17 protein-coding genes are annotated in these 16,666 nt (G+C 64.9%); 14 read left to right on the forward strand and 3 right to left on the reverse strand.

Annotation, left to right across the window (positions count from 1 at the left end; translation table 11 throughout):
* Positions 1–80: 80 nt before the first annotated feature.
* From ACMZ91_RS14415 to ACMZ91_RS14425, 3 genes are all read left to right on the forward strand, one after another.
* Positions 81–326 (forward strand): hypothetical protein, encoded by a 246-nt coding sequence (locus tag ACMZ91_RS14415; RefSeq protein ID WP_044570470.1) that lies wholly within the window; start codon positions 81–83, stop codon positions 324–326.
* Between the two features lie 98 nt (positions 327–424).
* Entirely contained in the window at positions 425–673 is a 249-nt protein-coding gene (locus tag ACMZ91_RS14420) for a hypothetical protein (RefSeq protein WP_049422470.1), read from the forward strand.
* A gap of 182 nt (positions 674–855) precedes the next feature.
* On the forward strand, positions 856–2,559 hold the full coding sequence (locus ACMZ91_RS14425) for an ATP-binding protein (RefSeq protein ID WP_049422471.1): 1,704 nt from the start codon (positions 856–858) through the stop codon (positions 2,557–2,559).
* 8 nt (positions 2,560–2,567) lie between these two features.
* Here the strand turns inward: ACMZ91_RS14425 and ACMZ91_RS14430 are convergent, their stop codons facing one another.
* A complete protein-coding gene (locus ACMZ91_RS14430) occupies positions 2,568–4,091 on the reverse strand; it encodes an FAD-dependent monooxygenase (protein ID WP_414577185.1) in 1,524 nt (507 codons plus the stop codon).
* A gap of 82 nt (positions 4,092–4,173) precedes the next feature.
* Here ACMZ91_RS14430 and ACMZ91_RS14435 point away from each other — a divergent pair, with 82 nt between their 5' ends.
* Entirely contained in the window at positions 4,174–4,818 is a 645-nt protein-coding gene (locus tag ACMZ91_RS14435) for a TetR/AcrR family transcriptional regulator (protein ID WP_049463028.1), read from the forward strand.
* 74 nt (positions 4,819–4,892) lie between these two features.
* Positions 4,893–7,034: a TonB-dependent siderophore receptor gene (locus ACMZ91_RS14440; RefSeq protein WP_414577188.1), complete on the forward strand. Its 2,142-nt coding sequence runs from the start codon at positions 4,893–4,895 to the stop codon at positions 7,032–7,034.
* A gap of 56 nt (positions 7,035–7,090) precedes the next feature.
* Here the strand turns inward: ACMZ91_RS14440 and ACMZ91_RS14445 are convergent, their stop codons facing one another.
* On the reverse strand, positions 7,091–7,372 hold the full coding sequence (locus tag ACMZ91_RS14445; protein WP_012511452.1) for a hypothetical protein: 282 nt from the start codon (positions 7,370–7,372) through the stop codon (positions 7,091–7,093).
* A gap of 208 nt (positions 7,373–7,580) precedes the next feature.
* On the opposite strand from ACMZ91_RS14445, the gene ACMZ91_RS14450 reads away from it, so the two are divergent.
* The 8 genes from ACMZ91_RS14450 (at position 7,581) to ACMZ91_RS14485 (ending at position 14,835) form a co-directional block, all read left to right on the forward strand.
* The gene (locus ACMZ91_RS14450; RefSeq protein WP_032128606.1) at positions 7,581–8,255 is read left to right on the forward strand and encodes a response regulator transcription factor; all 675 of its coding nucleotides are present in this window, start codon (positions 7,581–7,583) and stop codon (positions 8,253–8,255) included.
* Positions 8,255–9,604: a sensor histidine kinase gene (locus tag ACMZ91_RS14455; RefSeq protein ID WP_032128607.1), complete on the forward strand. Its 1,350-nt coding sequence runs from the start codon at positions 8,255–8,257 to the stop codon at positions 9,602–9,604. Before ACMZ91_RS14450 ends, ACMZ91_RS14455 begins: the two co-directional genes overlap by 1 nt.
* 341 nt (positions 9,605–9,945) lie before the next feature.
* Positions 9,946–10,344 (forward strand): hypothetical protein, encoded by a 399-nt coding sequence (locus ACMZ91_RS14460; protein ID WP_414577190.1) that lies wholly within the window; start codon positions 9,946–9,948, stop codon positions 10,342–10,344.
* 135 nt (positions 10,345–10,479) lie between these two features.
* A complete protein-coding gene (locus tag ACMZ91_RS14465; protein WP_414577192.1) occupies positions 10,480–11,670 on the forward strand; it encodes an efflux RND transporter periplasmic adaptor subunit in 1,191 nt (396 codons plus the stop codon).
* Positions 11,667–13,631, forward strand: coding sequence for a MacB family efflux pump subunit (locus tag ACMZ91_RS14470; RefSeq protein ID WP_414577194.1), 1,965 nt, complete (start codon positions 11,667–11,669; stop codon positions 13,629–13,631). Before ACMZ91_RS14465 ends, ACMZ91_RS14470 begins: the two co-directional genes overlap by 4 nt.
* A 90-nt stretch (positions 13,632–13,721) precedes the next feature.
* Positions 13,722–14,117: a hypothetical protein gene (locus tag ACMZ91_RS14475; protein WP_414577195.1), complete on the forward strand. Its 396-nt coding sequence runs from the start codon at positions 13,722–13,724 to the stop codon at positions 14,115–14,117.
* A 27-nt stretch (positions 14,118–14,144) separates the two neighbouring features.
* Positions 14,145–14,522, forward strand: coding sequence for an EF-hand domain-containing protein (locus tag ACMZ91_RS14480; protein WP_414577197.1), 378 nt, complete (start codon positions 14,145–14,147; stop codon positions 14,520–14,522).
* A 115-nt stretch (positions 14,523–14,637) separates the two neighbouring features.
* Positions 14,638–14,835 carry a hypothetical protein gene (locus ACMZ91_RS14485; RefSeq protein ID WP_032128612.1) on the forward strand — a complete coding sequence of 66 codons (198 nt, stop codon included), beginning with the start codon at positions 14,638–14,640 and terminating at the stop codon, positions 14,833–14,835.
* Between the two features lie 293 nt (positions 14,836–15,128).
* On the opposite strand, the gene ACMZ91_RS14490 is transcribed toward ACMZ91_RS14485, so the two are convergent.
* The gene (locus tag ACMZ91_RS14490) at positions 15,129–15,476 is read right to left on the reverse strand and encodes a winged helix-turn-helix transcriptional regulator (RefSeq protein ID WP_121503603.1); all 348 of its coding nucleotides are present in this window, start codon (positions 15,474–15,476) and stop codon (positions 15,129–15,131) included.
* Positions 15,477–15,577: 101 nt separating this feature from the next.
* Here ACMZ91_RS14490 and acuI point away from each other — a divergent pair, with 101 nt between their 5' ends.
* Entirely contained in the window at positions 15,578–16,567 is a 990-nt protein-coding gene (acuI, locus tag ACMZ91_RS14495; RefSeq protein WP_414577200.1) for an acrylyl-CoA reductase (NADPH), read from the forward strand.
* The last annotated feature ends 99 nt before the right edge of the window (positions 16,568–16,666 follow it).

The raw sequence follows: 16,666 nt of genomic DNA on the forward strand, positions 1-16,666 counted from the left end.
GTGCGGTTGGACGGATTGCTCGTGCCCGGGGTCACGGATTTGAATTCCATGGCCAGCCCGGCACCACCCGAGACCTCCCCATGACCCTGCAGCCCCTGCTTCGCGCCTCCCTCACCGCCATTGCCCTGGCCACGCTCAGCGCCTGTGCCACGTACGACGACAGCAACATGCACCAGGCCTGCCAGGAGTCGCCGCATCTGAAGGACCTGCCACCCGAAGTGGCTGCCCGCGAGAGCCGCTGCAACAAGAGCATGGAAGTGTGGTCGAGCGAGCGCAAGGGCAGTGACAGGCCGATCGACCTGAGCGGCAAGAAGAAGGATCTCTGAGCCGCCGGGCATCTTGATCGTTCCAATGCATGCGGATGACCAGCCCGTCACGATCGGGGGGGGCAGGATAAGGCCTCCCCATCACGACGACTTTCCCGATGCCGGCCACTGGTCACCCTGTCATCCATGCCTTTGAAGCTGTTTTCGACCTGTCTGGCGGGGTGGAGCGCATTACGGCGCTCACTGTCATCTGCCGGCATTGCTCTGAAACCCGCTCGGCCAACGAAGACAATCTGGTCCAGCTGCCGGGCGGCGCCTTGTTCCGCTGCGACGGATGCGGCAGTCATCAGGCGGTGAGCCATGCGCGGGTTGCCGATTGGCAGGTGAATTCGCTTCTGGGTGTCTGAGGCTGCGATACGACGGTGCCACGACGCAGGCTGTTGGCGCAGGGATGATGGTGCAGTCAGAGGGCGCCCCGTGAGCCATCTCGTCCGCCGCGCAGGGCCGATGACAGCCAGGGCAAAGGAGCTGTGCAGGGCGCAATGACATCACCTCGGCTAAGCTGCGGCACCTTTCTTCGCGCACGGCCATGCATCCCTTCCCCCTTCCTGTCTCGGCACCCGATCAACTCGCCTACCGACTGCTGCAGGACAGCGACTGGGCCCGTTCCACCGACGCGATCAACACGCCTCCCGAACTTCGCGCTCTGCTGGCGATGATCCTGGATTCTCCGGAGCCGCTGTGGATCGCATGGGGCCGCGACAACAAGGCGTTCTTTTTCAACGATGCCTACCTGCCGATGCTGGGCGGCAAGCTGCACGGCGCCATGGGCAGCCGATTGGAAGACGTCTGGGCGGACGTCTGGGCCGACGTCGTCGATGCTGTCAACGACGCCTTCGGCGGCACGAGCCGCAGTTTCAAGAACATGCCGTTGATGATGGACCGTGATGGCACGTTGCGCGAGACATTCTGGACGTTCTCCTACTCGCCGCTGCGTGCCGGTTGCGGAGGCGTGGCCGGCATCATCTGCATGGTCAGCGAGCAGACCGAACGGGTGATCGAACGCGACCGGCACACCCGCCAGGTAGCGGCCATCACCGAGCAGGCACGCGAGGCCCATCTTGAACTGGTACGCGCCCGCGAACAGCTGCGGCAGTCGCAGAAGCTGGAGGCCATCGGCCAGCTGACCGGCGGCGTTGCCCACGACTTCAACAATCTGCTGCAGGTCATCACCGGCTCCGTAGACATGCTGCTGCATACCTGGCCGGCCGAAGATGCGCGCCTGCGCTATGTACAGGCGATCGAAACCGCCGCTGACCGCGCCACTCGCCTGACCGCCCAGCTTCTGGCGTTCTCGCGCAGGCAGAGCCTGTCGCCGCAGGTATTCGACCTCTGCGAGAGCATACGCGCGCTTTCAGACATCATCACCACAGTGCTGGGTGCACGCATCTCCGTGTCGGTGAACCTGCCCGACGCCCCGTTGCCGGTGCTGCTGGACCGGACCCAGCTCGACACCGCACTGATCAACATCGCGGTGAACGCGCGCGACGCCATCGACGGCCACGGCAAGGTGACGATCGATGTGGAACAGCTGACATCGGTGCCTTCCGTGCGGTTCGCGGCGCCGATGAAAGGCAACTTCGCTGCGATCAGCGTCAGCGACACCGGTTCCGGTATCGATCCGTCCGTGGTGGACCGGATCTTCGAGCCATTCTTCACCACCAAGGGAGTGGGCGCGGGCACCGGGCTTGGCCTCAGCCAGGTGTTCGGCTTCGTCAAGCAGTCCGAGGGCGAAGTGGACGTACAGAGCCAGGCCGGTGTCGGTACGCGCTTCACGCTGTATCTGCCGTTGGCCCAGGCAAACGCCTCCATCGAGCTGCCGACCGCGCAACCGGGATTGCTGCATGGTCACGGATTGTGCGTGCTGGTGGTGGAAGACAATGTGGATGTGGCCGAATTTGCAGTCGGTGCGCTGCGCGAGCTTGAGTACAACGTCGTACTCGCGCGCAATGCCGACGAAGCACTGGCGGAGCTCGAGCGCGACGCTGCGCGTTTCCACGTGGTGTTCAGCGACGTGGTCATGCCCGGGACCAATGGGCTGGATCTGGCCCGCACCATCCGCAGCCGCCTGCCCGATCTTCCGATCATCCTCACCAGTGGCTACAGCGAACTGCTGGCCCGCGATCCAGGCCACGGTTTCACGCTGCTGCGCAAGCCCTACTCACTGAAGCAGCTGGCCTCGGTGATGACCGAGGCCAGCTGTCGCTCGCAGACGATGGTGACTGCGTATTAGCCGGCAGATCACCAGGTCGGACCGGTCCAGGAAGCAAGCGCTGAATCGAGGCCGGACATATCCCCGCGTGTGCCACAGGCCCAGGCAACGATGCCATCCGGGCGCACCAGCAACGCCCCCAGGCCCGACGCCGCATCCCCGGTATCTGCGGCGCAGGCGATGGAAGGTTGCCAGCGTCGGCCATGCTGCGGCGGCGAAGAGGCCGGGTCGAAAACAAGCAGCGCCCCCTGCCCCGCTCTCAGCAGTTCGCCCAGACGGCGGCCATCGACCAACCGGAAGTCCGGCGCGCTCCTGCCGACCAGCGGGTGGTCTCCGTCAAGATCCAGCTGCTGCGAAACACCCCAGATCCGCTCGGCCAGATACGTGGCCCCATCGCGGGTGCCGGCCAGGTCGGCCATGATCGCTGCCAGCGCGCGCGAACCGGGCCCGGGTCGCATCAGCGCAACCTGCGCGCGCGACCAGTCCAGCACCTTGGCACCCACCGGATGGCGCTCCGCCTGATAGCTGTCCAGCAGCGCCTCATCGGCCTTGCCCCGCGCTACGGCGGCCAGCTTCCAACCGAGGTTCATCGCATCGCCGATGCCGAGGTTCAGTCCCTGGCCGCCCAACGGCGAATGCATGTGCGCGGCATCACCTGCCAACAGCACACGTCCGCTGCGATAGGCCGTCGCCTGGCGCGCAGCATCGGTCCATGTCGTGGCCAGGTGCAATGCAGTGATCGTTGCCCCGCGGCCAGACACCCGCCGCAGCAACGCTTGCGCGGTGTGCCGGTCCAGTGGCGTGCGATGGCCGGCGCCACCATCGAAATCGGCCAGCGCCAGCATGCCTGGCGGGTTGAAATTGCACATCCCGTGATCGGTGAACTGTCGGCCTGGTGTGAGTACACACCCATCTGCCAGTTCGACCAGCAGCGTGTAACCGGTGAACTCTGGCCCGGTTCCAGCGAAGAGGAAGCCCGATTGTTTGCGTACCGTGCTGCGGGCCCCATCACAACCGACCAGCCAGCGGCCGTGGACCCTGCCGGAGCCGGTGTGCACGGCAACCTGCGCCTCGTGCGCATCCACCGCCTGTACCGCACGCCCGCGTTCGATGCGCACGCCCAGCGTGGTCGCACGTTCGGCCAAGACCGTTTCCAGGGCCTGCAGCTCCACCGCCATCTGGGTGCCCACCGGCGACGGCAGGCGCCAGGTCCAGCGCGTGCGGTCGACGTCGTCCAAGACAAACGGTATTCCGGCGAAGTGGCCGCCCAGCGCCCGCGGCTGCGCGAGCCAATGGGCGGTGCCGGGCGGCGGCGCCCCCTTCTCGGGCTTGAGCACCTGTGTCGCGGCGACCGCGTCCAACAGGCCGCGCCGATCCAATGCCTCCAGCGTAGGGGCGTTCAAGCCGCGGAGCCCGAATGGCAAGCGCTTCAACGGCGAACCGGCGGACCTGGCCTGTTCCAGCACCAGCACTGAACACCCGGCCTGGGCCAGTTCACTGGACAGGAACAGGCCGACCGGGCCGGCACCGGCAATGACGACGTCGTACAGCATGGGAAATCCTTGTGAGCACCGGGCCGGCGCTCTGGCGGGTCAAATGTTACACTCGGTGCAAGTTTCCACAAGTGAACCGCCCATGACCCCGCCTCCAGGTCGTCGCGAACAACGCAAGGCCGAGACCCGACAAGCGATTTCGGACGTCGCCACCGAGCTGATCATCCGGCGTGGCTTCGAGGCCGTCTCCATGTCCGAAATCGCCGAAGCCGCGGGCGTCTCACGCAAGACGGTCTTCAACTACTTCGCCAGCAAGGAAGACCTGGTGTTCGATCGCGATGAGGAGGCGCGCATGCTGCTGCGCGAGGGCATGATGGCGCGCAGCGGCATGACCCCGTTGGCGGCCTTCCAGTCACTGGTGCGCGAGTTGCTGGAGGCTGGCCATCCGCTGCTGCGCATCAATGCCGGCGCTGCCGCCTTCTGGGGCACCGTGGCGGAGAGCCCGGTACTGGTCGCGCACGCGCGACGGCTCCAGGCGCAGTTGACTGACGACCTGGCGCGATTGATGGCCGGCGCTGCCGGCCGGCCAGAACATGACGCCGAAGCGCGATTGGGCGCGGCCATGCTGCTGGCGTCGATGGTGGCGGCCTATGAGAAGGGATTGGCAAGCCAACTGCAGGGCGAGGACCCGCGTGAGGCCATGCTGCAGCTGATCGTGCGCGGCGCCACCGGGGTACTTGTGGCCTTGGCGGGCACCCCGTACACGGACCCCGGCGCGCGTCCATAACGCATTCGGGGGATAGGTCACGAAGTGTTGCAAATGCTAATCTTTCTCATTTGTAGACACACCCCCCTCTCCCGATGCCTTTTCCAATGCCCCTGCAACGCGCCTTGTGCCTGGCACTGATCCTGCCCCTGGCAACCCTTGCCCATGCTGTCGAGCCCTCCACTGCCGCGCCAAAGGACCTGGACAAGGTCGAAGTTCGCGGACGTGCACAGACCCTGTACCGGGTGGACGATGCTGCGGTCGGCACCCGCACGGATACACCGCTGGAGCTGGTCCCACAATCGATCCAGGTCATCCCGCGTGAACTGATCGACGATCAGGCCGCGCGTCAGGTGACCGACCTCTATCGCAGCATCAGCGGCATCAGCTACTTCAGCTATGCCGGGGTGACCCTGCGCGGCTTCCGCCAGGAGAACGTGCTGTATGACGGCCTGCGCGGCGACCCGTATGCAGGTTTCTCGGTCCCGCAGTTGTTCAACATCGAGCGCGTGGAAGTGCTGAAGGGACCGGCAGGCGCGCTGTATGGCGGTGGTGATGCAGGCGGCGTCATCAACTATGTAACCCGCAAACCGAAAGCCAGTGCCGGACGCAACATCGAGATCCAGCTGGGCGACAAGAACTTTCGTGCCGGATCGATCGAGGGTACCGGGCCGTTGAATGCCTCCGGCAGCGTGCGCTATCGCGCCGGGCTGTATGCCGACAGTGAAAAGGGCGTGCGCTGGAACACCGACAGCGAAAGCGTGATCGGCGACGCCTCGCTGGCCTTCGACATCGGCCAGACCGGCGAACTGGTGCTGCAGTTCACCGACATCACCCAGAACCTCGGCGGCAACCGCCTGCGCGGCGTGCCGGTGAATGATGCGGGCACCTTCCTGACCGACCGCCGCTGGAACCACAACGAGGCCAGCGACTTCCTCGACATGCGCGCCAAAGTGGCGCTGGCGCAGTACCGCTTCGCACCACGTGACAATCTGGATGTGGACTTCGCCGCTCGCTGGTTCAGCAACAACGAGCACCAGATGTACCACGAGCCGATGGGCCTGATCGATCGTAACCGCGATGGCGTGGCCGAGTGGATGACCCGCCAGCTGCGCAACCAGATCCGCGACAACGAAGCATTCACTGCCAACGGCAATGCAGTCTGGCGGGTGACGACCGGCGCGGTTGAGCACAAGGTGTTGTTCGGTGCCGATGTGTACCAGCTGGATGCGGATTTCACTGCACAGACCGCCAACAGCGCCGACCTTGCCCGTGGTGCGGGGCCGGTGCGCGGTATCGACCTGTTCAATCCCGTGTACGGCGCCAGTACCTGGCACGACTACAACCTGGCGGCCCTGCCCTGGCGCAGCACGTCCACCCGCAGCATGCGCTATGGCGGCTATCTGCAGGACGAGCTGGCACTGGGCACACGCTGGCATGTGCTGGCCGGGCTGCGCTGGGATGGCTTCAAGGACGACGACCGCATTGCCGGCAGCAGTGTGGACGGCAACGACCTCAGCTGGCGGCTGGGCAGCACGTTCACCGTGCGCGAGGGCCTGAATGTCTACGCCAACGTGGCCAGCGGCTTTGTACCGCAGAGTGCCGCCAACCAGAATCCGGCTGCCGGCGGACCCTTCGATGCCGAGCGCAGCAAGCAGTGGGAAGTGGGCATGAAGTCCCTGCTGGCCGACCGTGTGACCTTGAACATGGCCGCCTACCGGATCGACCGCAGCAATATCGTGCAGGCCACCGGCGAAGTGATCGGTGGCGTGAACCAGTTGGCCGCGCTCGGCCTGGTGCGCAGTACCGGCATGGAGCTGGATCTGCTGGCCGACCTCAGCGAGCGCTGGGTGCTGAATCTGACCTACGCCTACAACGATGCGCGGGTGAAGGATGCAGGCCCGAATGGCATCACCAACGCTTCCGGCGACCGATTCGCCAATGCGCCGCGCAACAAGCTGGGTCTGTGGACGCGCTACGACCTGCCGTCGATCAATTCGGCCATCGGCTTTGGTGCTGACCATGTGGGTGAGCGCGTCAGTCTGGACGGGCAGACGGTCAAGGCTTACACCGTGTTCGACATGAGCTGGAAGACCACATGGAAGCAGTGGCAGTTCCAGGCCAACGTCAAGAACCTGTTCGACAAGGTATATGCAGCCAGCGGTTTCATCGCGCGCAACGGGCACTTCCCGGGTGAGCCGCGGCGGGTGTACGTGCAGGCCGCTTACAGCTTCTGACGCAGGGCTGGGGGCGGTGATGACGGGGAGGTGGCAACCCACCTCCCCTGTGGGTGTCAGTGCGAGCAGGCCACCAGCATCGAGCGGGTGGCCATCTGGGTGGAAGTGAAGCCATTCTTGTTGCCCACCGCGATGGCGTTGCCGTCGTCGCCATCCTTGCTGAAGACTACATAGCCGCCTGGGCACATCTGTCCGGCCTTTTCGTAGCAGCCACTCCAGGAACTGGAGCCGCTGCAGTCGATGGAGACGCCGCGCCGGCCATCAGGGGTTACGGTCATCTTCGCGGTGGTACAGCCACTCAACGCGGCCACGAGCAACAACGGAACGAACAACTTCATGGGTACTCCAGGGATTGGGGGGCAGCGAGTGGGCGCCAAGGCTGGAGTGCCTGGATTGCGCGAACCTTGCGCCGACAGCGTGTTTCCTGCGTCACCACAGCCGTGCGGAAGATCGGGAAGGCACGCCATGTTCACGCAATGTTCCTGTAATACGGTGCCGGCGCGTGCCGAACCGCCCTGCCACGCCCTTCCTGCCCAAGCCCTGCCGATGCACATCCTGCTGATCGAAGACGAGGCCGAACTGGCCGCCACCCTGAAATCCGCCCTGCAGCGCGAGCGCTACGTGGTGGACCTTGCCAACACGCTGGCACTGGCCCGCGAAGCGGCCCTGTGCGGATCGCACGATCTGGTGCTGCTGGACCGCACCCTGCCCGACGGTGACGGGCTGGGATTGATTTCCCTGCTGCGTGAGCGCAACCCAGGGGTGCCGATCATCGTGCTGAGCGCGCTGGGGCAGCTGCCGGACCGCATCGCCGGCCTGGATGAGGGCGCGGACGACTATCTGACCAAGCCCTTCGCACTTGAGGAACTGTTCGCCCGCATCCGCGCTGCAGGGCGCCGGCCGAGCGGCATGCAGGTGGAACTGGTCAGCATCGGCCGGTTGGTGTTCGACCCGGCATCGGGTGAAGCCAGTGTGGGCGGGCAACGGCTTGAGCTGCCGCGCCGCGAGATCCGTGTGCTGACCGCGTTGGCCCGGCGGCTGGGGCGCACCGTGCTGCGCGAGTCGATTGAAATGGCGGTGTATGGATTCGATGACGGCATCCATTCCAACACGCTCGACTCGCACGTCTCTCGCCTTCGCCGCAAGCTGGCCGATGCCGATGCAGGAGTAGAGATACACGCCATCCGCGGCGTCGGCTATCTGATGCGGGAAGCCAAGTAATGGCGCGTCGTCCCTCGCTGAAGCGCCCGTTGATCGTCAAAACGCTGATCTATCAGCTGCTGGCGTTGCTGGTGGCGTTCTTCGCACTGCTGATGGTGCTGATACGTGCCGACAGCGGTGGCTACTACACCATCCAGACCTTCGCGCCGGTGGCGGCCGACGCGGTGCACCGCGACCGCAATGGCGACCTCTACGTGCAGAACACGCCGGAACTGGCCGAACTGCTGAAGGTTGTTCCCGGTGCATGGTTCATCGCCGAGGATGAGCACGGCCACCACGTTACGTTCGGGCCTGTGCCGCCGGCCTATGCCTCGCTGGTTGGCGCACTGGATGGCATCCCCTTTGGCGACCTGCGCGGGCGCGACCGCAGCGATGGCCTGGCCGTCGTGGTCCGCCAGCACAGCGGGCCGGCCGGCAAGCTGACCATCATGGCCCACGGCGAAACCGATACGCTGACCTGGCAGATGGCGTTGGCGGCACACATCATCACCCTGCCGATCTTCCTGCTGCTGGGCCTGGCCACCATCGTCCTGACACCGATCATCGTAAGACGAGCTTTGGCCGGGGTGGAGCGCATCGCCCAGGAAGCCCGCAACATCTCCGCCAGCCGCCGCGGTGTCCGCCTGACAGAAACCGCGGTGCCGGTGGAGATCGCTCCGTTGGTGACGGCGGTGAATGAAGCACTGGAGCGGCTGGACGAGGGGCACGAGCGGCAACGCCGCTTCATCGCCGCCGCCGCGCATGAGCTGCGCACCCCCATTGCGATTCTGAGGGTGAAGGTCGATGCGGCCGACGACGCCACCTCGCGCAACCTGGCCGTGGAAGTGGCACGGTTGGCGACGCTGGCAGAGCAGTTGCTGGATCTGCACCGCATGGACGAAGACGGGCCGAAGGAAACCATCAATCTGGCGCGGGTGGCCAAACGGGTGGCCGCCGATCTGGCGCCGCTGTTGATCCAGTCGGACAAGACCGTAGCCGTGGCGGTGGAATCGCACTTCCCGGTGTTCGGCGAGACCGGCGCAGTGGAGCGGGTAATCTCCAACCTGGTGCTGAATGCTGCCGAACATGGCGGACGCCAGATCATCGTGCGCGTTCAGGGCAGCTGCCTGGAGGTCGAGGACGACGGCCCTGGCATACCGGTCGACCAGCGCGAACGGGTTTTCGAACCCTTCCAGCGGCTGCGGCCGCGGCAGACAGGCGCAGGCCTGGGGTTGAACCTGGTGCGCCAGGTGATCGACCGCCACGGCGGCCACGTCACGATTCTGGATGCACCTGGCGGTGGTGCATTGATCCGTGTTGAGTTTCCACTGCACCCGGGCGTGACCAGCGCGCCACCGCTGGAGCACTGAACACACCGCATGCACCTGTGTAACTGGCACCTGTCCATGCGAAGCCGGTAGCGAGGACAGGCAAGGTTGCGGCAATGTTCGCTGCACAGCATCGGGGTGTGGCACCTGCCGTGCCACCGCGTTCCGATCTGACAGGAAGCCTGCATGTGACCCAGGGAGCTCCTCCACCGTCCTCTTCCACGCGCACTGTGCCACCGCGGAATTCGCCGGGCCTTACCGCTGCCGCATGGAATCGCCGCCCACGCACTGGCCGCGCACTCGGCCTGGAACATTGGCCGCTCTGGCTGCGGGCAGTTCCCGAAACCGAGCGCGCAGGTGTATTGATGCGGTTGTTCGGCGCCTTGTTCCTGCTGCTGCCCGGCATTGCACTGGTGGCTTCAACGTATAGGCACGCCAGCGCTGCGGCGGCCGCTGCCGTGCTCCTGTTCGTTGCCGTGCATGCCGCGCTGCATGGGTTGGCGGCATGGCGCGCGGCAACCTCGCGCCCGATGTCACCACTGCTGCGCGCTCTGGATGATCATGCCGCTGGGATAATGATTGCCAGCGCGCTGCTGATCGCCATCGGTGCAGGAATGACGAAGCTGCCTGTTCCAACATTCTTCTGGTTGTTGGCCGGCGTGGTGAGTCAACTCTTCGCTGCGCGATTGTCAGGTCACCGGCTGCGCAACGCACTGCTGGTTCTCGGTAGCGCCCTGCAGTTCATCGCCGTAGCATTGCTCGCCCTTCCTGCCGCACGCTGACACAGCGACAGCCCCGCAAGGTTCACGCAACCCAGCGCATCGAGACTCGACGGCCAACCCCGTCTGCCACGCCAGACGTGTGTCTCTTCTGCCACGAGGACCCGCGATGACCTGTCTCTACTGGATGCTGCGACGATGAGCGCCGCACCACGCAAGCGCCGCCGGGCGCTCATGATTGCTGCCGCCCTGCTGTGCAGCGCGCTGATTCTGTTTGCATGGTTGCGGCCCGCACCACCTCCGAACCTGCAGGTTGCGCCGGTCGTTCGCGGCAACATCGAACAGGTGGTAGAAGCCACTGGCACGCTGAAGCCCTCGCGGCTGGTCAGCGTGGGTGCGCAGGTCTCCGGCCGCATCGACACCCTGCATGTGAAACTGGGCGACAAAGTGAAAGCCGGCGATCCCATCGCCGATATCGATTCGCGCACGCAGCGCAATGCATTGCTGAGCGCGCAGGCCGCACAGCGCACCGCGCGCGCCAACCGCGATGCACTGGCCACCGACCTGCGCCAGTTCGAATTGACACTGCATCGGCAGCAGCAACTGGCTGCCGCGCAACTGGTGGCCCGCGCCGACTTCGATGCAGCCAAGGCCAAGGTCGACGCCACCCGTGAACAGATCGCCGCGTTGGACGGTGAAGTTGCGCGTCGACAGACCGACGTCGATGTCGCGCAGACCAATCTGGAGTACACCCGCATCACCGCCCCCACCGACGGCACCGTACTGGCCGTGGTCGCGCGCCAGGGGCAGACCGTGAATGCGGTGCAGAGCGCACCGACCATCGTGATGCTGGGCAATCAGGACGTGATGACGGTATACGCCGAGATCTCCGAGGCTGACGTCGTACACACCTCTGTTGGGCAGGAGGCGTTCTTCACCATTCTTGGTGATGCCGGTCGCCGCTACAGCAGCAGGCTTCGGGACATAGCACCAGCACCGGAATCGATCACCAACGAAGACAGTTCCAGCCTCGCCGCACCGGCGGTGTCGGGTGGCAGCCGCACGGCCATGTACTACAACGGCCAGTTCGACGTGGACAACGCCGATGGCCGCCTGCGCAGCTACATGACCGCGCAGGTTCGCATCGTGCTGGGCCGCGCCAACGACGTACTGACCATTCCCTCGGCCGCATTGGGTGCGCGCACCGCCGATGGCAGCTACAGCGTGCAGGTCCGTGGTGCCGACGGCCGTGCCAGCAGGCGGCGCATCACCACCGGGCTGGATGACCAGATCCAGGTGGAAGTACGCGACGGCCTGAACGAAGGCGAACAGGTCGTGCTGGCGCAGGCCAACGTCGAAGCCACCAGCGCACCCGCTCAGCCCAAATGAGTACGACCATGACCGAGCCACTGCTGCGCGTTCGCGGTGTACGCCGTGAATTTGCCGCGGGCGAGCAGACACTGGTGGTACTCGACGGCATCGACCTGGATATTCACGCAGGTGAACTGGTGGCCATCGTAGGCCAATCCGGTTCGGGCAAGTCCACGCTGATGAACATCCTGGGTTGCCTGGATCGCCCTTCCGCTGGCGTCTATCAGATCGCCGGGCGCGAGACCGCGCAGATGTCGCCTGATGAACTGGCCGAACTACGCCGCGAGCACTTCGGCTTCATCTTCCAGCGCTACCACCTGCTGACCGATCTGACTGCACTGAGCAATGTGGAGGTGCCTGCGATCTACGCCGGCATGCCTGCCGAAGCACGCCATGCACGGGCAGCCACGCTGTTGTCGCGGCTGGGTCTGGGCGAGCGCATGCAGCATCTCCCTGGCCAGCTCTCGGGCGGCCAGCAGCAACGCGTTTCGATTGCGCGTGCGCTGATGAATGGTGGCGCGGTGATCTTCGCCGACGAACCCACGGGTGCGCTGGATACGCATTCCGGAAAAGAGGTGATGAAGATCCTCGGCGAGCTGCACGCCGAGGGCCATACTGTGGTGCTGGTCACGCATGACATGGCCGTGGCCGAGCATGCGCAGCGCATCATCGAAATCCGCGATGGGCGGATCGTGGATGATCGTGCAACCGGTACAGCTCTGGCAGCGGGCGTGGCGACGCCAGCCGCGCCCCAATCCGTGGGTAGCAGCGGCTGGCAGGTCTGGCGGGACCGGTTCGCTGAAGCCTTCCGCATGGCACTGCGCGCGATGAACGCCCACCGCATGCGCACCTTCCTGACCATGCTCGGAATCATCATCGGCATTGCTTCGGTCGTGGCGGTGGTAGCACTGGGCACCGGTGCACGGCAGGCCATCCTGTCCAACATCTCCTCGTTGGGTACCAACACCATCGAGATCTATCCCGGTTCCGGTTTTGGCGACCTGCACTCGGCGCGGGTGGAAACACTCACCCCCGGCGACAGCGTGGCCCTGGCCCGGCAGCCATTCGTGGACAGCGCCACCCCGGGTGTTGCCACCAGCGGCACCGCCCTGCGCGGCAATCGCTCTGCCAGTGTGCAGGTGCAGGGCGTCAGCGAGCAGTACTTCCGCGTGCATGGCCTGAAGCTCGGCGAGGGCGCCTTCTTCGGTCCACCCGGCGTGGCCGGCTACCAGCAGGTGGTGGTGATCGACGCCAATACCCGCGCACGCTTCTTCGCCGCGACCGACAACCCGATCGGGCAGACCCTGCTGCTGGGCAATGTTCCGGTGCGCGTGGTGGGTGTGGTGAAGAAGGACGCCGGTGCGGCTGGTGATGCATCGCTGCTGCGGGTATGGCTGCCCTACACCACCGCAATGACGCGCGTACTGGGGCAGAGCCACGTCTCCAGCATCACCGTGCGCGTCTCGGATGCGATCAGCATGGAAGCGGCTGAGCAGGCCATCGCGCGACTGCTGACTCGCCGCCACGGCAGCACCGATTTCTACATGAGCAACAACGCGCAGATCCGTAGATCCATTGAACAGACCACCGGCATCCTGACCATGATGATCAGCTCCATCGCTGCCATCGCACTGGTGGTGGGCGGAATCGGGGTCATGAACATCATGCTGGTCTCGGTGACCGAGCGAACCCGCGAGATCGGCGTGCGCATGGCGGTGGGCGCGCGGCGCAGCGACATCCTGCAGCAGTTCCTGATCGAATCGGTGCTGGTCTGCCTGCTCGGTGGCGTGCTCGGCATCGGCGTGGCGCTGGCGCTGGGCGCGGTGATGGAGCTGGCCGATGCGGGCTTCAGCCTGGTGTTCTCCGTCAATTCGATTCTGGCTGCATTCGTGTGTTCCAGCCTGATCGGCGTTGGTTTCGGCTTCCTGCCGGCACGCCGTGCCGCACAGCTGGATCCTGTGGAGGCGCTGGTTCGATAGCCGCTGCAATTGCTCGCCCTGACGGCAGGTTCGCGCAATGTCTGCGGGGTGTACTACGGCTACCAACGATGTCCGCACAGGAGCTGGACGATGTTTCTGAAGACAGGAAGAACCGCGCTGATTCTAGCGGTCACTGCGCAGCTGGTGTTGATGCCGTACGCCGGCGACGCCCATGCGCAGCGTGGCGACCGCTACAACCCGCAGTGGAACCAGGACTACCGCGATCGGGAGCGCGATGCATGGGAACGGCGCGAACGTGAGCGGAATCATGAGCGCGACCGCGAGCGCCGGCACGATGCCAAGACCGCCGGTGTCGTGGTGGGCGTGGTAGGTGCAGCGGTGGTGGCCGGCGTGATTGCCGCTGCCGCCAAACGTGAGCGTGAGACCCGCGAGCGCGCCGACTACTGCATGAACCGCTACGGCAACTACGACCGCCGCAACGACACCTATCGCGGCGCCGACGGCTACACCTATCCCTGCCGCTGACTTGTATCTCTCAAGGAAAAACCACCCATGACCAGGATCACTCTATTGATCGCGCTGTGCGCTGCTCCGTTGCTGGCCCAGGCCTCACCGACCGACCCGAAGCAGACCTACATCGACGCCACATTCACCGCCATGGATGCCAACAACGACGGACGCGTTGACAAGGTCGAGTACGCGACATTTCAGCAGGAACGTTTCAGCAAGCAGGCCGATTCCATCGACGCCGCGTTTTCCGCGATGGACAGGAACAAAGACGGCAGGATCAGCAAGGAGGAAGCCAACGTGGTGCCGGAGATCGCGAAGTACTTCGCGGGCCTGGACACCGATGGTGATGGCTATCTGTCGCTGAAGGAAATGCAACAGGCCATGGTTGCCGCTCAGACTGCAGACGCACCAACAAAGTAAATCCAGGGCGGGGCGCTGAAGATGGATACCCATCCGGGCTCGGTGCGGGTTGAATACACCCTCTTCCCACGTTAGCCTCCGAGGTGCCCAAGGAGGGCTATCAACGGAGTGAAGCATGAAGATTGGATTCAAGCTGTCTGTTGCTATTGCGGCTGCTGCACTGACCCTGGGAATCGGCAGTGCCTCCGCGCAGTCCCGCTGTACCCCGTGCTACACCGCCTACGAGGCCTGCCTCGCAGCGGGCAATGGCGAGAAGGTGTGCTACCCGGCTTTTGCCCGCTGCCTGCGGAACAGCGGCTGCACCATCCCGTAAGTCACGCACTGCCGTGATATGTGCTGGCCCCCATTTCGGGGGCTGGCATTGGCTGCCAGGCGCTGCCCCTTGCTACTGAAAAGGTTCCATACGCGATGGGCGGAGTGATTTCATCCCATCCGCATCGCGTTATTTTCGCGCGCCTGCACTTCGATATCCTGCTCGCCGCCCTTCACGAAGCGAGGCAGCGCCCCACATGCGCTGCCTCCTGCACTACCGCGATTGCTGTGGCCTCCGAAACGCTGCGGGGTGCGCGTGACATGTCGACCACGCCCGGCGCTACGCTTCAGGCCTCAGCCGTCGCTGTCCGTACTTCTATGGCCACGATAGGTTTCGCCCCACTCGCGCATGGCGAGCAGCACCGGCACCAGCGTGCGCCCGAATTCGGACAGCTCGTACTCGACCTTCGGTGGCACCTCTGCATAGACATGGCGGATCACCACCCCGTCAGCTTCCAGTTCCCGCAGTTGGCTGGTCAGCATGGACTGGGTGGCGTTGGGCACCCGCCGCGTCAGCTCCATGAAGCGACGCTTGCCGGTCATCAGGTGGAAGAGGATGACAGGCTTCCACACGCCACCCATGACCGACAGCGTGACCTCCACGGCGCAACCGCTCTTGCCATCCCAACGCTTGCTACGCATGCATACTCCGGAAAACCATAGTACCTACGGAAAATCATCGTTCTTGTTGCAATAGCAGTGCGAGCCTAGCATGGCCCCATTCCTTGAATGTGAGCCCCTCCATGACGTTCAAAGCACTGCTCGCCCGCAAGACGAACAACCAGGTTTCGACCGATCTGGTCGATTTTGATGAGGCCGATCTGATGGACGGCGACGTCCTGGTGCAGGTCGAGTACTCCACGCTCAACTACAAGGATGCGCTTGCCCTCACCGGCAAGAGCCCGGTCATCCGGACGTTCCCGCTCATTCCCGGCATCGATCTGGCAGGCGTGGTGCTGGAATCCAGCAGGCCCGACTTCAAGCCAGGCGACCGCGTTGTGCTCAATGGCTGGGGCCTGAGCATGAGTCACCACGGCGGCCTGGCACAGCGTGCGCGCGTGCGTAGCGAATGGCTCAACCGGATTCCCGGCAACCTGAGCACCCGCGACGCCATGGCCATCGGCACCGCGGGCTATACCGCCATGCTGTGCGTGCTGGCCCTGGAACATGCCGGCGTGACGCCCGACAAGGGCGATGTGCTGGTGACCGGCGCCAACGGCGGTGTCGGCTCGATTGCAGTGGCGATCCTTTCAAAGCTGGGCTATCGCGTGGTGGCCGCCACCGGGCGCCCGGAGCATGCTGAGTATCTGCACAACCTGGGTGCGAGCGAAATCATCGACCGCGCGCAGCTTTCGGAACCACGCGACCGGCCGGTGAGCGCCGAACGCTGGGCCGGCGTGGTGGATGTGGCCGGCGGCCCTACCCTCGTCAACGCCATTGCCGAAACGAAATACCGTGGCGCCATCGCCGCCTGCGGCCTGGCGCAGAGCGATGCGCTGCATGGCTCGGTGCTGCCTTTCATCCTGCGCAACGTAACCCTCGCAGGCGTGGATTCGGTGAACGCGCCGCAGGACGTCCGCCAGCGCGCGTGGGACCGGCTTGCCACCGACCTGGATCCGCAGAAGCTTGAAAGCACCGTGCAGTTGATCGGGCTTGCCGGCGTGCTGGACGTCTACGACCAGATCATTCCGGGCAAGGTGCGTGGGCGGATAGTGGTGGATGTGAATGCCTGAGGAAGCCTCCCCAGCGGATTCCATCCGGCAACGAATGGTGAACATGCCGTGAAACCATGCGCGCAGCAATGGCCGCTTGCCACTGCTGCTCGCATACGC

The sequence above is a fragment of the Stenotrophomonas sp. FR024 genome (assembly GCF_047500745.2).
Taxonomy (GTDB): domain Bacteria; phylum Pseudomonadota; class Gammaproteobacteria; order Xanthomonadales; family Xanthomonadaceae; genus Stenotrophomonas; species Stenotrophomonas maltophilia_A.

Coding starts and splice junctions, on each gene's coding strand:
- ACMZ91_RS14415 (WP_044570470.1), top strand. CDS start 81: ATGACCCTGCAGCCCCTGCTTCGCGCCTCCCTCACCGCCATTGCCCTG.
- ACMZ91_RS14420 (WP_049422470.1), top strand. CDS start 425: ATGCCGGCCACTGGTCACCCTGTCATCCATGCCTTTGAAGCTGTTTTC.
- ACMZ91_RS14425 (WP_049422471.1), top strand. CDS start 856: ATGCATCCCTTCCCCCTTCCTGTCTCGGCACCCGATCAACTCGCCTAC.
- ACMZ91_RS14430 (WP_414577185.1), bottom strand. CDS start 4,091: ATGCTGTACGACGTCGTCATTGCCGGTGCCGGCCCGGTCGGCCTGTTC.
- ACMZ91_RS14435 (WP_049463028.1), top strand. CDS start 4,174: ATGACCCCGCCTCCAGGTCGTCGCGAACAACGCAAGGCCGAGACCCGA.
- ACMZ91_RS14440 (WP_414577188.1), top strand. CDS start 4,893: ATGCCTTTTCCAATGCCCCTGCAACGCGCCTTGTGCCTGGCACTGATC.
- ACMZ91_RS14445 (WP_012511452.1), bottom strand. CDS start 7,372: ATGAAGTTGTTCGTTCCGTTGTTGCTCGTGGCCGCGTTGAGTGGCTGT.
- ACMZ91_RS14450 (WP_032128606.1), top strand. CDS start 7,581: ATGCACATCCTGCTGATCGAAGACGAGGCCGAACTGGCCGCCACCCTG.
- ACMZ91_RS14455 (WP_032128607.1), top strand. CDS start 8,255: ATGGCGCGTCGTCCCTCGCTGAAGCGCCCGTTGATCGTCAAAACGCTG.
- ACMZ91_RS14465 (WP_414577192.1), top strand. CDS start 10,480: ATGAGCGCCGCACCACGCAAGCGCCGCCGGGCGCTCATGATTGCTGCC.
- ACMZ91_RS14470 (WP_414577194.1), top strand. CDS start 11,667: ATGAGTACGACCATGACCGAGCCACTGCTGCGCGTTCGCGGTGTACGC.
- ACMZ91_RS14475 (WP_414577195.1), top strand. CDS start 13,722: ATGTTTCTGAAGACAGGAAGAACCGCGCTGATTCTAGCGGTCACTGCG.
- ACMZ91_RS14480 (WP_414577197.1), top strand. CDS start 14,145: ATGACCAGGATCACTCTATTGATCGCGCTGTGCGCTGCTCCGTTGCTG.
- ACMZ91_RS14485 (WP_032128612.1), top strand. CDS start 14,638: ATGAAGATTGGATTCAAGCTGTCTGTTGCTATTGCGGCTGCTGCACTG.
- ACMZ91_RS14490 (WP_121503603.1), bottom strand. CDS start 15,476: ATGCGTAGCAAGCGTTGGGATGGCAAGAGCGGTTGCGCCGTGGAGGTC.
- acuI (WP_414577200.1), top strand. CDS start 15,578: ATGACGTTCAAAGCACTGCTCGCCCGCAAGACGAACAACCAGGTTTCG.